The 14,756-nt window shown below is 34.1% G+C and carries 14 protein-coding genes; 4 read left to right on the forward strand and 10 right to left on the reverse strand.

All coding sequences use genetic code 11. The features are described from left to right. Window positions 1-25: 25 nt before the first annotated feature. The 4 genes from ETI37_RS03735 to argF are packed head-to-tail and all read right to left on the reverse strand — an operon-like array spanning window position 26 to window position 4,703. Window positions 26-1,444: a basic amino acid/polyamine antiporter gene (locus tag ETI37_RS03735; protein ID WP_006586390.1), complete on the reverse strand. Its 1,419-nt coding sequence runs from the start codon at window positions 1,442-1,444 to the stop codon at window positions 26-28. A gap of 56 nt (window positions 1,445-1,500) precedes the next feature. Then, window positions 1,501-2,727 (reverse strand): arginine deiminase, encoded by a 1,227-nt coding sequence (gene arcA / locus ETI37_RS03740; RefSeq protein ID WP_006586389.1) that lies wholly within the window; start codon window positions 2,725-2,727, stop codon window positions 1,501-1,503. 46 nt (window positions 2,728-2,773) lie between these two features. Next, window positions 2,774-3,688 (reverse strand): carbamate kinase, encoded by a 915-nt coding sequence (gene arcC, locus ETI37_RS03745; RefSeq protein ID WP_022091315.1) that lies wholly within the window; start codon window positions 3,686-3,688, stop codon window positions 2,774-2,776. Window positions 3,689-3,701: 13 nt separating this feature from the next. Beyond that, window positions 3,702-4,703 carry an ornithine carbamoyltransferase gene (gene argF, locus ETI37_RS03750; RefSeq protein ID WP_006586387.1) on the reverse strand — a complete coding sequence of 334 codons (1,002 nt, stop codon included), beginning with the start codon at window positions 4,701-4,703 and terminating at the stop codon, window positions 3,702-3,704. 264 nt (window positions 4,704-4,967) lie between these two features. On the opposite strand from argF, the gene ETI37_RS03755 reads away from it, so the two are divergent. Next, window positions 4,968-5,819, forward strand: coding sequence for a DNA-binding domain-containing protein (locus ETI37_RS03755; protein WP_143458484.1), 852 nt, complete (start codon window positions 4,968-4,970; stop codon window positions 5,817-5,819). A 45-nt stretch (window positions 5,820-5,864) separates the two neighbouring features. On the opposite strand, the gene ETI37_RS03760 is transcribed toward ETI37_RS03755, so the two are convergent. Genes ETI37_RS03760 through ETI37_RS03780 form a run of 5 tightly spaced genes read right to left on the reverse strand, consistent with a single transcriptional unit; the run spans window position 5,865 to window position 9,497 of the window. Then, window positions 5,865-6,470 (reverse strand): TIGR01906 family membrane protein, encoded by a 606-nt coding sequence (locus tag ETI37_RS03760; protein ID WP_006586385.1) that lies wholly within the window; start codon window positions 6,468-6,470, stop codon window positions 5,865-5,867. Then, window positions 6,467-7,231 carry a TIGR01457 family HAD-type hydrolase gene (locus ETI37_RS03765; protein ID WP_006586384.1) on the reverse strand — a complete coding sequence of 255 codons (765 nt, stop codon included), beginning with the start codon at window positions 7,229-7,231 and terminating at the stop codon, window positions 6,467-6,469. Before ETI37_RS03765 ends, ETI37_RS03760 begins: the two co-directional genes overlap by 4 nt. Before the next feature lie 6 nt (window positions 7,232-7,237). Next, the gene (locus ETI37_RS03770; RefSeq protein ID WP_006586383.1) at window positions 7,238-7,795 is read right to left on the reverse strand and encodes a YutD family protein; all 558 of its coding nucleotides are present in this window, start codon (window positions 7,793-7,795) and stop codon (window positions 7,238-7,240) included. Then, window positions 7,782-9,170 (reverse strand): bifunctional metallophosphatase/5'-nucleotidase, encoded by a 1,389-nt coding sequence (locus tag ETI37_RS03775; RefSeq protein ID WP_006586382.1) that lies wholly within the window; start codon window positions 9,168-9,170, stop codon window positions 7,782-7,784. Before ETI37_RS03775 ends, ETI37_RS03770 begins: the two co-directional genes overlap by 14 nt. A 9-nt stretch (window positions 9,171-9,179) precedes the next feature. After that, window positions 9,180-9,497, reverse strand: a complete 318-nt coding sequence (locus tag ETI37_RS03780) for a hypothetical protein (RefSeq protein ID WP_006586381.1) — start codon at window positions 9,495-9,497, stop codon at window positions 9,180-9,182. 79 nt (window positions 9,498-9,576) lie between these two features. Between ETI37_RS03780 and ETI37_RS03785 the strand changes: the two genes are divergently transcribed. Together ETI37_RS03785 and pepV are read left to right on the forward strand one after the other, a co-directional pair. Next, window positions 9,577-10,956 carry a glycerophosphodiester phosphodiesterase gene (locus ETI37_RS03785; RefSeq protein WP_006586380.1) on the forward strand — a complete coding sequence of 460 codons (1,380 nt, stop codon included), beginning with the start codon at window positions 9,577-9,579 and terminating at the stop codon, window positions 10,954-10,956. Window positions 10,957-11,012: 56 nt separating this feature from the next. Beyond that, complete coding sequence (gene pepV / locus ETI37_RS03790) at window positions 11,013-12,419, forward strand: dipeptidase PepV (RefSeq protein ID WP_006587709.1); 1,407 nt, start codon at window positions 11,013-11,015, stop codon at window positions 12,417-12,419. A gap of 44 nt (window positions 12,420-12,463) precedes the next feature. Here the strand turns inward: pepV and ETI37_RS03795 are convergent, their stop codons facing one another. Next, window positions 12,464-13,459, reverse strand: coding sequence for a substrate-binding domain-containing protein (locus ETI37_RS03795; RefSeq protein ID WP_143458483.1), 996 nt, complete (start codon window positions 13,457-13,459; stop codon window positions 12,464-12,466). A gap of 148 nt (window positions 13,460-13,607) precedes the next feature. Between ETI37_RS03795 and ETI37_RS03800 the strand changes: the two genes are divergently transcribed. Further along, the gene (locus tag ETI37_RS03800; protein WP_006586377.1) at window positions 13,608-14,720 is read left to right on the forward strand and encodes a M24 family metallopeptidase; all 1,113 of its coding nucleotides are present in this window, start codon (window positions 13,608-13,610) and stop codon (window positions 14,718-14,720) included. Window positions 14,721-14,756 lie beyond the last annotated feature (36 nt).

Consider the following 14,756-nt stretch of genomic DNA (forward strand, 5'->3'; position numbering starts at 1 on the left):
TTCTTCTTTAAGTTATATTCAGTAATTAGCCAATTTTAATTACTCCAGTCATAATAAACATGATTGATACCAAACTTAACAATAGAATAACTCCCATTACCAATTTCTCAGATAATGAAATTGACCGTCTATTTTCACGACATGCTTGGTAGTAAATAATAAAGCCTGGGATAAAACTAATTGATACTAGCAATACTTCTTGCCAACCAGCCAAGAACATACATGCCAATTGAAAGCCTGCTGCTAGCAAACCAATAGTGAATTGTCCCCATTCCTTGCGACCAGCACTAAACTTCATTTGATACAAACCAACTAACAAGTACGAGAATAAAATAGCAGCTGTACATAATGAATATGCAAATTCATAAGCTTCTTGTGTAAATAAAAGTGAGAACAAGAAGAGTGTTTGCAGAATCGCTGTAATGTAAAGCGAAGCAGTTGGTGCTCCCTTAGCATTTACTTTTCCCCATACTTTAGGCATTGCCTTATCTTCAGCAGCTAACATTGTAGTTTCTGCTGGAAGCATTGTCCAAGACAACCATGAAATAATTGTTGATACTATCAAACCTAAGTTAATAATGGTAGCTCCCCATTGTCCAACTACATTTTTAAGTACATATCCTAAAGCAGGTTGACCTGCACTAGCAAGTTGAGCACGAGTTAAAGTACCATAAGGTAAGATTGAAATTAAAACATAAATTAGGACTAATAAAATAAATCCAATAATTGAAGCTTGTTCAGCTTCTTTACGAGTCTTAGCTCTGTGGGCCATGACGCTCGCACCTTCAACGCCAATAAATACCCAAATCATTGTCATCAATGAACCTTTTACTTGTTCACCAATTGAACCTGTTACAGTTCCTTTAGACATATTATTAAGGACTTGACCCCAGAAATCAGTAGTAAACATCCCACCTTTAAAGAATATTACCATCAAAATAACAAATAGCACTAATGGGACAATCTTAAAAATAGTACCAATAAAGTTAATAAATGATGCACTTTCTACACCGTGGTTAACTAAAATAGTTAAAAGCCAACAAAAAATAATTGCTCCGATAATTGATGGAACATTTTGACCACCAGCAAACAGAGGAACAAAAGTACCAATGGCACTCATTAACATAGTCGCAAAGGCAATATTCCCTAGCCATGCTGAAAGCCAATAAGACCAACCTGAAATAAATTCACCTAATGGTCCAAAGCCTGCACCAGCATAACTAAAAATACCAGCTTCAAGATCTGGACGCTTTTGTGATAAGTTATTTAAACATAAAACTAAAGCTAAAATTCCTAAACCAACAAACAGCCATGCAAGCAAAGCTGGTCCTGGTGCTGCAGCTTTCGAAACATCACTAGTAATACCAAAAATACCAGTCCCGATACATGAACTAACTATCAATGCAATTAGTTCAACACGGCTAATTCCTTTTTCTTTTTCCATAATTACACCTCACGCAAAATAGCGAAGTAGCCTCTTCGGCCAACTTCGCTATCTCCTTAATCGATATCTTCACGTACGATTGGGCAAGACATACAACGTGGGCCACCACGACCGCGTGACAATTCACTTGAACGAACTTCATGAACTAAAATACCATGTTTACGTAACAAATCGTTTGATACATAGTTTCTATCATAAGTTACAACTTCACCTGGAGCAATTGCCAAAGTATTTGAACCATCATTCCATTGTTCACGTGGAGCCACAATCTTATCACCATTACCAGTCGCAATTAAGTCAATTTCTGGCTTGTTCAAAGCTTCTTTCAAAACTGCCTTAATGTCAGTGTGGTGTTCAATGGTAATTTCACCATCTTTACCTGGGTGAAGTACCCAATTATCTACCTTGCCATCTTCATTCAAAATAGCTGGGTGAACTGTAAATTGATCATAATTAATCATTGTAAAGACAGTATCTAAGTGCATCATTGCGTGATTATGTGGAATATGGATAGCAATGATGGTATCGTAATCAGAATCTTTAAATAAGTTCTTTGCAATATCTTGAATTGCATCAGCAGTAGTTCTTTGACTAATACCAATTGCCAAAACATGATTACTTAAAACTAATTCGTCCCCACCTTCAATGTGAGTAGCATGGTTACGATCACGCCATACTGGAACTTTACCAGCAAACCGTTCATTATACTTAATAATGTATTCTGTAATCAAAGATTCTCTTTGACGTGCCTTAAAGGTCATCCGGTTAATTGAAATACCATTACCAATTGAAGCTTGTGGATCTCTAGTAAAGTAAGCATTTGGCATTGGATCCATTAAGAATGGCCAATCAGTATCTTCTGAAAGTGATTGAAGATCTGGATTTTTAATTTCAACATCTTCAATTCTTACACCTTCAATAATTTTATTAACCATATCTTGAACATTCATACTGCCCAAGTATTCCATCAAAGCTTCTTTAGTTGCTCCTGCAATATAGCCAGATTCGGCAATCATTCTTTCCAAAAATTCATGACGTACCTTTTCATCTGCCAAGGCTTCAGCAGCTAATTTTTCAAAATAAATTACTTCAATTCCTTGATCACGCAACGTTTGTGCAAAATAGTCATGCTCTTTTTGAGCAATTGGCAAATATGGAATATCATCAAATAAAAGTCGTTCCATATAATCTGGTGTGATATTTTCAATTTCCTTACCGGGACGGTGAAGCATAACAGTCTTTAACTTTCCGATTTCAGAAGTTACATGAATTCCACTAGTCATTACTTTCACTCCTTTTCTCAAGTCTATTTTTAATAAAAATAATGTTTTAATTATGAATTACTGTTCCTAGCTTGCCTGCTAGTGCATCATCTAAGCCGGCAAGTGAGGTAATAATTGCTTTTCTTTCTGGGTGATTTTCAACAAAGCTCAAGCAAGCTTCTACCTTTGGCAACATACTACCAGTGGCAAATTGCTTTTCAGCAATATATTCCTTGGCTTCAGATACTGATAAATCCTTCAATGTCTTTTGATCTGGCTTATTGTAATTTACATAAACATAATCCACTGCTGTCAAAATAATTAACGTATCTGCACTAATATTATCAGCAAGTAAAGCACTTGAACGGTCTTTATCAATAACAGCTGGCACACCCTTTAATCCACTCTCAGTTTTGATAACGGGTACACCACCACCACCACCAGCAATAACAATTGTGCCGTTTTCGATTAAAGTTTTAATAGAATTTAGTTCAATAATCTTTTCCGGAAGTGGTGATGCAATAACTTGGCGATATCCTCGACCAGCATCTTCTTTGAAAGTTACCCCTTTTTCTTCAGCTAACTTTTCAGCTTCTTCTTTAGAATAGAAGCTTCCAATTGGCTTAGTTGGATTTTGAAATGCATGATCTTTTTCATCAACCAAAATTTGAGTAATTAAGGTTGCAACATCTTTATCTGGCAATTCATTTTTTAAACTTTGTTGTAAATGATATCCAATATAACCTTGACTTAAGGCACCACATTCTGGAAATGGGAAGCTAGCTCCTTCACCATGTTCAGCCGCATAGCTTAAGCCCAAGTTAATTTGCCCAACTTGTGGGCCATTACCATGACTAATAACGACTTGATGTCCTGCTTTAATTAGACCAGCAAGTGACTTAGCAGTTTGCTTAACTAACTTTAATTGTTCTTCTGGAGTTTTACCTAAGGCATTTCCACCTAAAGCTACAACAACTTTCATTAAACTTTCCTCCTTAGTCACCTAAGGTTGCAACCATAACAGCCTTGATGGTGTGCATACGGTTTTCTGCTTCGCGGAATACTACTGATTGTGGACTTTCAAAGACTTCATCAGTTACTTCCATTTCACTTAAACCATACTTATCTTTAATCTTCTTAGCAACAGCAGTATCTAAGTTGTGGAATGCTGGTAAGCAGTGTTCAAAAATTGCATGTGGATTTTCAGTTGCTTCCATAACTTCCTTAGTTACTTGGTAAGGCTTAAGGAGCTTAATTCTTCTTTCCCATTCTTCGTCAGGTTCACCCATTGATACCCATACGTCAGCATAGATAACATCCATGCCCTTAACGCCTTCTTTGATGTCGTTTGAAACAACAATCTTGGCACCAGTCTTTTCAGCAATCTTGTTAGCCTTTGCTAAAACTTCTGGATCTGGGTTCAATTCTTTTGGAGTTACAACGTGGTATTCCATCCCCATAACTGCACTACCAAGCATTAAAGCATTTGATACATTGTCTTGACCATCACCAACAAAAGCAAACTTAATGTCGCGGTATTCCTTCTTCAAAACTTCCTTTGCAGTTAAGAAGTCAGCTAAAACTTGGGTTGGGTGATCTTCATCTGTTAAACCGTTCCAAACAGGAACACCTGAATATTTAGCCAAAGTTTCTGCTGAGCGTTGTGAAAAGCCACGGTATTCAATACCATCAAACATTCCACCTAAAACGCGGGCAGTATCTTTAACTGATTCCTTGTAACCAATGTGTGAACCAGATGGTCCTAAGTAAGTTACATGTGCGCCTTGATCCTTGGCACCAACTTCAAAAGCACAACGAGTACGAGTTGAAGCCTTTTCAAAAATTAATGCAATGTTCTTACCCTTAAGGTGTTGTTGTTCAGTTCCTGCATACTTAGCCTTCTTTAAATCTTCAGATAAGTTAAGTAAATATTCCATTTCACGTGTATTAAAATCTGCTAATGTTAAAAAACTACGATTTCTTAAATTAAAAGCCATTGATATATCCTCCCTGGATAATATTTCTTTGATTTATTTTCACTTTCTATTATAGTAACTGCTTTCAAAACACTTCATCAGATATTACCTTTATTCATTTATTTTTTTCTATCTTTTTGTGTTATTCTAGTAATAGATAAATATTAATAGCGCTTACATAAGCTTTTAACTAAAAATATGTTTATATTTAAATGATTATTTTTTTGAAAAGTGTTGTTTCAAAGTACATCATTATATTTCAATTTTATTCACGAGGTATAAACCATGAACTTTTATATTGTCGATCCAAATAAAGAAAATCGTGATAATCTCCGTAACTTAATTGAAGCAGACTATGATTCAATCGTAGTCGGAACAGCTGGAGAAAGTAATCGTGCCTATAGCGAAATTATTCAATTACACATAGACATTTTAATTATTAATTACAATCTTGATGAAAAAGAGAAAGGGCTTGAACTCATTAATAAACTCAAAAATGTTGGATCGCGGCCCAGATTTCTAATGATCTGTCCTAAGCTATCTTCACAAGAAATGCAAAATATTTATGATTCAAGCGTCGATCTAATTATTGCTTCCCCTCTTAATTTAGTCGAGGCCAGACAAATGATTCGCCTAATTTCTTCTTATGCAATGCTTTTAAATCGCTTAAATCAAATTTATGAAATATCTAGCTCCAGTATTGCTCCTTACACTCGGCCACAGGCTTTGCACCGTGAGCAAACTGATTATATTGCACAAGTACTTAGATTTTTAGGAATTGCGGCTGAAGCAGGAATTGATGATATCATGAAAATTTGTAATATTATGTGTGATCAAAATATTGAGTTTTCACAAATTAATTTTGAACGTGATTTACATATTACTGAACATGATAAACGAATTATCTTTCAAAGAATTAGACGATCTCTTAAAGTTGGAATCAGCAACCTTGCTAATATGTGCATAGACTATCCAGAAAATGATATTTTATTAGATTATGCCAATAATTTATTTGAGTATCGAAATATCCATAGTGAAATGCGCAAATTAAATGGTGAGAATGCTAAACCTGTTCAAATCTCTTTGCAACATTTCTTTAATGGGCTACTTCAAGAAAGTTATCGCGTTAAAAAATAAGCAAAAAGCTATCGAAATGTATCAATTGATGCATCTCGATAGCTTTTATTTGTTTAATAGAAATCTTGCAAAATATAATTCATAAATTATACCAAATATTGAAAAACACGCTGCAAAAAAACCTTCTGTTAAGACATTAATAATCGGATCGGTCAAAGGATTAAACAGCCAATTATTATTATGAAAAATCATATGATGGAAAGTGACAAAAAAAGTATCAAAATTTGCCACCGCAAATGGGACAACTACTACGGGAATGAGCATAAAGATTAAAGCCCAAGTCTTAGATAAATAATCAAAGTTAGACTTAAACCGCAAGACTATTAATCCCAAAATAAATACAATCACAGCTAATTCAAATAGGTGCTTACATTCAGTAAAATGTTCAATTGCATTAGCAGAACTTGCAAAATTATCCATTTTTAATTCCTGCTTAAATGGCCAAAGCAAGAACCACAATAACTGACTATAATTATGCATTACTTGTCCTACTGTTAAATTCACTGTTTCATAAGTTTTCTGTACTTTTACAAATAAAGCAAGTAATGGCCAACTTAACAAAATCGTACCAGTTACTGCACTTGCTACTCCCATAAAGAAATGAAATATAGGATTGTAGGCATTATTTCCAATTAATTTTTTTCTTTTCATAATTCAAATTCATCTAAATTATTCACAATATAACTTGGTTGACGCTTATCAATAATATCTTCACGCTTATTGACCCCTGTTAAAGTTAATAAGCTATCTACTCCACTATTAAAACCAGCATGAATATCCGTCAAATAATTATCACCAACAATTAAACAATCTTGTTTGTGATATGAAGTCTTTTCTAATAACTTTTCCACAATGATATTAGAAGGTTTACCAATAAATAATGGCTTTTGCCCGCTGGCTACTTCAATCATTTTACAAATTGAACCATTACCTGGTAACAATTCATCCCCACTAGGCAAATTCAAATCACTATTGGTTCCAATAAATTTTGCTCCATTTCTAATATGGCGAACCGCAGTCCGAATTTTATGATATGTTAAGTCAGTATCCATGCCAACTACAACATAATCCGGATTTTGATCATCAAAACTAATTTCGGGATGAGATAACAATTCATTCCATAGGCCAATTTGTCCAATTATATAAACTTTGGCAGACTTTCTTTCAGACAAAATATATGAACTAGTAGCCATACAAGGTGTATAGATATGTTGAATATCTGTATTAATTCCATGCCCTGCCAATTTTTCAACAACCATTTGTGGGGTACGAGTAGTATTGTTAGTTAAAAAGATATAATCTAATCGTTTCTCTTGCAGCCTTTTAACAAAATTAACCCCTGATTCAATCGTGTCTTTTCCTCGATAAATAGTGCCATCTAAATCAATTAGAAAGAGTTGGTATTGTTTCATTAGTAATTATCTATCCTTACGTTTTTTGATTACAAAGACATGGTGTTTGCCTTTTTTAGTTTGTGCATAATCTTTCTTAGAATTAAACTTAGTCTTTTTGACCTTTCTTTCTCGGAAATAATGCGAATTGTTTTTCTTTTTGTGGTAATTATTTTTACTTCTAAAACGCACATTATAAGTCTTCTTCTGCTTAAAGCTTTGACTTACTTCATTATGCGTATTATCTTCATCTAACTGTAGAATAAAATAACCACTTCCAGGATTACAATATTCCGTTAAATAATCTACAATTGTTGAAACTTTTTTATCAATTGACGTTCTCACCCAATCTTGAAAGAATCCTTTTAATCGTAAATGTTCACTTGAAATATCACCAACTAAAAAATCATACTGATCAAGATAAGGATCGTATTTTTGCCTTAAAAGCTCTAAATCAACTGCATCTTTCTCATTAGCAATAATTGTATATTGCCGTCCATTAATTATTAATTTATCACCTAACCGAGCTACTGATGCTAATGGATGATGCAAGATAGGAGTATTTTCATGTTTATTTTCTTCCACTAACCTCACCTTTCTTAATTGGATATTTTTTAGCCAAGTATTCACCAATAACTTGACTCAATACTTTAGAAAATAAAAATTCATTTTCACCGACTACAGCCAATGTTGGAAAGAATGGAATTAAAATGTAATGATCTAGTGTTGCAATTTGATAATATCTGTCAGGATCAATTTCTTCCCCATTAACATAAACAAGTCTAGTTTTCATATCAACCTGAATATTTCGGTAATAAACTTCACCAAATACTTTTCCTCGAAAACTCATGCCTATCAAATGAAATTTCCTAAGGAAATGGCGATTTTTTTCAATTTCCATGACTAGTCGCCATAAGTCACTACCTTTAAGAGTTGTACGTACGACATGCATTGGATGAGGCAAGCAAGTTTGTAAATCAAAGCGAGTCATAATTCCCTGTTTAAACGGTGTCAAAAACAATCCAGTTGAAAGCATTGCCAAATCAGTCCCAGCAAAGTCTGCTATAGCATCAAGCGAAACAGCTACCGCTTCTTCTTTATCATCTGCAAACAAAGCTGGCAAATCAGCTATTTTTTCTCTTTCTAATAATTGCTTGCCCTTTTCAAACAAAGCTTTACTCTCGGCCAAATCTTGTGCTTGTTCAGCCATTTGAGCAGTTTCATGTACACAAGCCTTCATTGAAGTAATTTTATGGTGATCATCAACAATCAAGTTAACATCCCCAACATAACGTCCCCATTTTCCAGTTTGAACAATCAAGGTATTATTAACCCATTTTCCAGTTTCTAATAAAGTATGAGTATGCCCTCCAACAATTAAATCAAACTCAGGGAATTTGTCAGCAATCCAACTATCTAAATTGACCCCAATGTGGGTTAAACCGACTAATATATCATATTTTCCCTTCAAAGTAGTCAACAAGTCTGGTATCACTTCTCCTAACATTTTTACATGCCAATGATTAGGACCATAAGTCATTGGATAAGGGGCCGTTAAACCAATGACTGCAATTCTTGTTTTCTTTTTGGTAGTAAAGATTTTATAACTAGTACACCATTTAGGCATACTTTCATCTTCTTCGCGCAGATTAGCCAAAACAGTTGGAAATTGTGCATAATCAAATAAATGTTCAACTACTTCATGTGGATTAGAAATTCCCTCATTATTTCCAATAGTTACAGCATCGTAATTAAACTGATTCATCAACTCAATATTGGCATGGCCATTAGTTGCATCACTTAATGGATTGGAACGATCCATAAAATCTCCTGCATCAAATGTATAAACTTGATCAACAGTATTATCTTGTTGTGCAGCATTTAAGAAGCGCTTAATTTTAGGGAACTTTTCAAAGTGTGAATGTAAATCATTTGTATGCAAAATTCTGATTTTTTCCATGGTTGCCTCTTATCCAATATGATTTGATTTTAAAATTAAATTATAAGCGTCCAGTACTTTTCCTTTTGGTTTATCCCACTCTTCCCACTTAGTTAAGGTGGTCAAAGTTGGAAATTTGTAAGTTTTATTAATATATGCTTCATAAGTTTTCAAAGCATTAGTTCTGGCAATATTAAGTTGTAATAACCGAACCTCTTTAATCATTCCCCGGTCACAAGCTAACTCAGCGATTCCATTTTGTTCAACATTAGTAATCTCGTAGTAAGTTGAACCGTCATTACGGGTTATTTCTTCAATCATATCAAATGTTTGGTAATTTTGATTCATTACGCACTCCTTAAAAATCGCTAATTTAATAGAAAAAAAACTCTTTCCATGCTATCGTAAAAACAACAGAGGTGGACAGATGAAATTAAAAAAATGCCTAAGTTGGGGCCTTTTCTTATGTTTAATATTTATAATTAATTGTGGCTTTTTAGTTGTTGGGCATCGTGGAGATCCAACTAAATACCCAGAAGAAACCATTCAAAGCGATAATTCTGCTTTTGACTCCGGAGCCGATTATGTGGAATTAGACTTGCATATATCTAAAGATAATATAGCAGTAGTTTCTCACGATGACGACTTAGAAAGAATGGTTGGTACAAATGCCATTGTATCACAAAATACCTTTGAAACTTTAAGTAAGCTTCAATACTCTAATGGTGAACACGTAATCAGCTTAGAGCAATTATTCGAATACTATAAAAATAAACCAAATGCCAAATTTATTCTTGAAACTAAAGTTGATCACGGAGTTGATAAAAGTAACAACCTAGAAAAAGTCATTGCGACTAGTATCAAAAAATATCATATGGAAAATCGAGTAATGATTCACTCTTTTTCTGCTAAAAGTTTATACTATTTCAGCCAATTACTTCCAAATGTAGAACGTATTTTTATTGTGGGATCTTTAAAGAGAATTAATTATGATACTCTTCAATATGTAAATGCTGTTAACGTTTCAAGTGATTTAATTAAAAAATATCCCAATCTAGTAAAATGGCTGCATGGCAGTGGAAAAAAGATTTTTGTTTGGGCAGAAATGGATGAATCACCTAAACTTTGGAATTGGTTAATCAATAACAATATTGATGGTGTGGTAACTAACTTCCCAGCAACCGGCTTTAAATATAAAGTTGCTAAAGAGGGTTCAAAACAAATAGAAATTAATAAAGATGCCACTTATTTAGGATTTACCAATGCAAAAACTATTATGAATCCATATCAACCTGTTGCCAACAAAACCAAGCTTTCTTTTTTAGAAAGCATTCATGTCGTAAATAGTGTACAAGTAGGGAACCAATTATACTATCAACTAGGTGGTAATTCGTTTGTTAAAGCTGACTATATAAGTTTTGATTTGAATTATGACAATTTAAATCCTTATTTCAATGCTCAAGTAAAAAGCCCATCTCATACTAAAGTAAAAGTATATCTAACACCTGATCATTTATCATATTTGCATAAACATCTAAGCTTTAACAAAAGCTATAAAATTTATGGATTCTCAGGAACTAGTAAAAATCTTTGGATTAAGACTAACTTAGGTTGGGTTCAAGCGCGAGAAATTTTATTCACTAATCTTCCGATTAATAGTTTTGCTTTTAGTCGCTACCAACTACTTGATGCAAACACAAGATATAATAATATTGAATTACTTTCATTTACTGTTTTACATGATTCATATACTCATCAATTTAATCCAAATTTAAAATCTTTTCTTAATCATAAGGCGCTTTCATAAAAGGAGCGCTTTTTTTATGATAAAATTAATTTAATATGATTAAGGAGGCTTTTTCGATGGAATTAGATTATAAAAAATTAGCCCTTGCTAAAAAAGATGATATTTTAAAAGACTTAGGTGAATTAATTGCAATTGATTCTTCAGAAGATTTAGCTAATGCTAGTGAAGAATATCCTGTTGGACCTGGACCAGTTAAAGCAATGAAGAAGTTTTTATCTTTTGCTGAAAGAGATGGCTTTGATGTTCAAAACTTTGCTAACTACGCTGGACGAGTAAACTTTGGTGAAGGTAAAAAACGCTTAGGTGTAATTGGACACATGGACGTAGTTCCTGCTGGAGATGGCTGGGTAACTGACCCATTTAAGATGATTATCAAAGATGGAAAAATTATTGGCCGTGGTAGTGCTGACGACAAAGGTCCTGCTTTAGCAGCTTACTATGGAATGTTAATTCTAAAAGAAGCTGGCTTTAAACCAAAGAAAAAGATTGATTTTGTTTTAGGTACTAACGAAGAAACTAACTGGGTTGGTATTGATTACTACTTAAAACATGAACCAACCCCTGATCAAGTTTTTTCACCAGATGCTGAATTTCCAATTATTAATGGTGAACAAGGTATCTATACCTTAGTTATGAACTTTAAAGAAGTTCCCGGTACTGGTAGCGTTGAGCTTCTTACCTTTAAAGCAGGAATTGCAGCCAACGTTACTCCACAAAAAGCTTTTGCAAGTATTAAGGCTGCTAACCTTTCAGAAATTAAGTCTGAATATGAAAAGTTTTTATCAGATAACAAATTGGAAGGTAAATTCGAAATTGCTGGCGATACTGCTAACTTAGAATTAGTTGGACAAGGCGCTCACGCTTCTGCCCCACAAGTTGGTAGAAATGCTGCCACTTTCTTAGCTGTATTCTTAGATACTCTTGATTTAGCTGGTACTGCTAAGAATTACATTCACTTCTTAAGCAGTGTTGAGCATGAAGATTTCAAGGGTGAAAAGTTAGGTGTTGCCCACCATGACGACCTAATGGGTGACTTATCAAGTGCACCAAGTATGTTTGACTTCAAGAAAGGCGAAAAAGCTGAACTTCTTGATAACATTCGTTACCCACAAGGAACTGATCCCGACAAGATGATTAAACAAGTAACTGAAAAATATGGTGATATCTTAGAAGCTTCATTCGATGGCTTTGAAGAACCTCACTATGTACCTGGCGATGACCCACTTGTTAAGACTTTGCTTAGCGTTTTTGAAAAGCAAACTGGTCTTAAAGGACATGAAGTTGTTATTGGTGGTGGTACTTACGGTCGTCTATTTGAACATGGGGTTGCTTTCGGTGCTCAACCTGAAGATGCTCCAATGGTTATGCATCAAGCCAATGAATATATGAAAGTTGATGACTTGATTGCCTCAATTGCAATTTATGCCGAAGCAATTTATGAATTAACTAAAGATGCTGAATAATAAAAAAGTCTGGAAGGTTAATCTTCCAGACTTTTTTATACTATTTATTTAGTAGTGCTGCCCTTTTCTACTAATTCGTAAGGCAATACCATATGTTTTTCTTCTAATTCTTCATTAGCCATTAACTTGGTTAACATTCTCATTGCCACAGCACCAATATCATAAAGTGGTTGCTTGATATTAGTCAAACTAGGACGAACAACTTCAGAAATTACAGTCGCATTTGAAGTAATTAATTCTAAATCATCAGGAATTTTTTTGCCATCATCTAATGCAGCATTCATAATTCCAACTGCAGATAAGTTTCTGGTTACCACAGCACCTTCAATTCCATCTTCTTCTAACTTGCCATATAAATCATAACCATCTTGGTAAGAGTAAATATCTTGATAAATATGCTTGGTCAAGTTATGTTCTTCCACAAATTCTTGGTAAGCTCTGATTCTGTTTTCTTTATTAATACTTGCTTCAGCATCTGCTAAAATTAAGGCAATTTCACCACAACCATTTTCAAGTAATAAATTAAAAGATTCCTTATCAGATTTTGGGTAATCAATATTAACAGAATCAAATTGCTCTCTTGAATCAATTGTTCCTGCTAAAACAACTGGAGTATTAGTTCTTTCAAAAGCAGCAGCTGCTTCATCTGATAAACGATCCCCCATATAAATTACCCCATCGACTTGCTTATTAAGCAAACCTTGAATAACTTGGTCTTCTCTCAATAGCTTATTTTCAGTACTTGAAAGGATAATATTATACTTATATAAAGTTGCAATATCATCAATACCCTTTGACAATTCTGCAAAGTATAAATTAGTCAAGTCCGGTACAATAAGACCAACAGTAGTAGTTCTTTTAGATGCCAAACTTTGAGCTACTGCATTGGGTTGATAATGGAGGCGATTGATTACTTCCATTACCCGATCACGGGTTTCTTTGCGAACGTTATTATTACCGTTCACTACTCGCGAAACTGTAGCCATCGAAACTTTAGCTTCGCGAGCAACATCATAAATAGTCACTTCTTGTTTATGCATAATTTCGCTCCTCATCTTTCACTAACTCATCATATAACAATACCATGAAATCCCATAGTGGTGCAAACGCTTGCCCAATTCATGGCAAATTCTTTACATTGTTATATAATAGTTTTAAAAGATTTTTAATTATAAAGGAGAAAAAGTCATGAATTTAGATAAATTACAAAATTGGCTAGCTGAACATAATGTAGATGCTGCTTATATTTCAAACCCAATTACTATCGCTTATTTTACTGGTTACGAAATGGAACCAGAAGAAAGAATCTTTGCTTTATTAGCTTTTAAAGATGCTGAACCTTTCATTTTTTGTCCAGCTTTAAATGTAGAAGAAGCAAAACATTCTGAATGGAACGGGGATGTATATGGTTATTTAGACCATGAAAATCCATGGCAAATTATCAAAAGCCTTGTTAAAAAGAGAACCAATTCTTTTAAGCACTGGGCAATTGAAGAAAATAATTTACCTGTTGAGCGTTATAATTTTTTGCGACAAGCCTTTAATAACAGTGATTTTGATACTAATTTATCTGAATTTATTGATCATTTAAGACTTTACAAAACTCCTGAAGAAATTGAAAAATTGAAAGCTGCAGGTGCTGAAGCTGATTTTGCATTTCAAATTGGATTCGACAATATTGCCACTGGCGTAACTGAAAGATACATTGCTGGTCAAATTGATTATCAATTAAAGTTACAAAAAGGTGTTATGCACCAAAGTTTCGAAACTATTGTTCAAGCTGGTGAAAATGCATCAAATCCACATTTAGGACCAACTATGAATCAAATAAAACCAAATGAGTTAGTTTTATTTGACTTAGGGACAATGCATAAAGGTTACGCTTCTGATTCTTCAAGAACTGTTGCTTATGGTGAACCAAGTGATAAGCAAAAAGAGATTTATGAAGTCGACCGCGAAGCTCAACAAGCAGCCATTGAAGCAGCTAAACCTGGAATTACAGCCGCAGAATTGGATGCAGTTGCTAGAGATATTATTACTAAAGCAGGATATGGTGAGTATTTCATCCACAGATTGGGACACGGAATTGGTAAAAATGTTCATGAATTCCCTTCAATTATGCAAGGAAATGATTTAGTAATCGAAGAAGGTATGTGCTTCTCAATTGAGCCTGGGATTTACATTCCTGGTGTTGGTGGCGTTCGAATCGAAGATTGTGGCGTTGTAACTAAAAATGGCTTTGAACCATTTACAAAAACTGACAAAGCTCTTAAATATATCCCTTTACGTGATAAAAAATAGCAATAAAAAAAACTTTACCAGATAGGTAAAGCTTTT

Source organism: Lactobacillus mulieris, from assembly GCF_007095465.1.
Classification (GTDB): Bacteria; Bacillota; Bacilli; order Lactobacillales; family Lactobacillaceae; genus Lactobacillus; species Lactobacillus mulieris.

Excerpts from the sequence above, each read along its gene's own strand:
- ETI37_RS03735 (WP_006586390.1), bottom strand. The coding sequence starts at position 1,444 with ATGGAAAAAGAAAAAGGAATTAGCCGTGTTGAACTAATTGCATTGATA.
- arcA (WP_006586389.1), bottom strand. The coding sequence starts at position 2,727 with ATGACTAGTGGAATTCATGTAACTTCTGAAATCGGAAAGTTAAAGACT.
- arcC (WP_022091315.1), bottom strand. The coding sequence starts at position 3,688 with ATGAAAGTTGTTGTAGCTTTAGGTGGAAATGCCTTAGGTAAAACTCCA.
- argF (WP_006586387.1), bottom strand. The coding sequence starts at position 4,703 with ATGGCTTTTAATTTAAGAAATCGTAGTTTTTTAACATTAGCAGATTTT.
- ETI37_RS03755 (WP_143458484.1), top strand. The coding sequence starts at position 4,968 with ATGAACTTTTATATTGTCGATCCAAATAAAGAAAATCGTGATAATCTC.
- ETI37_RS03760 (WP_006586385.1), bottom strand. The coding sequence starts at position 6,470 with ATGAAAAGAAAAAAATTAATTGGAAATAATGCCTACAATCCTATATTT.
- ETI37_RS03765 (WP_006586384.1), bottom strand. The coding sequence starts at position 7,231 with ATGAAACAATACCAACTCTTTCTAATTGATTTAGATGGCACTATTTAT.
- ETI37_RS03775 (WP_006586382.1), bottom strand. The coding sequence starts at position 9,170 with ATGGAAAAAATCAGAATTTTGCATACAAATGATTTACATTCACACTTT.
- ETI37_RS03780 (WP_006586381.1), bottom strand. The coding sequence starts at position 9,497 with ATGAATCAAAATTACCAAACATTTGATATGATTGAAGAAATAACCCGT.
- ETI37_RS03785 (WP_006586380.1), top strand. The coding sequence starts at position 9,577 with ATGAAATTAAAAAAATGCCTAAGTTGGGGCCTTTTCTTATGTTTAATA.
- pepV (WP_006587709.1), top strand. The coding sequence starts at position 11,013 with ATGGAATTAGATTATAAAAAATTAGCCCTTGCTAAAAAAGATGATATT.
- ETI37_RS03795 (WP_143458483.1), bottom strand. The coding sequence starts at position 13,459 with ATGCATAAACAAGAAGTGACTATTTATGATGTTGCTCGCGAAGCTAAA.
- ETI37_RS03800 (WP_006586377.1), top strand. The coding sequence starts at position 13,608 with ATGAATTTAGATAAATTACAAAATTGGCTAGCTGAACATAATGTAGAT.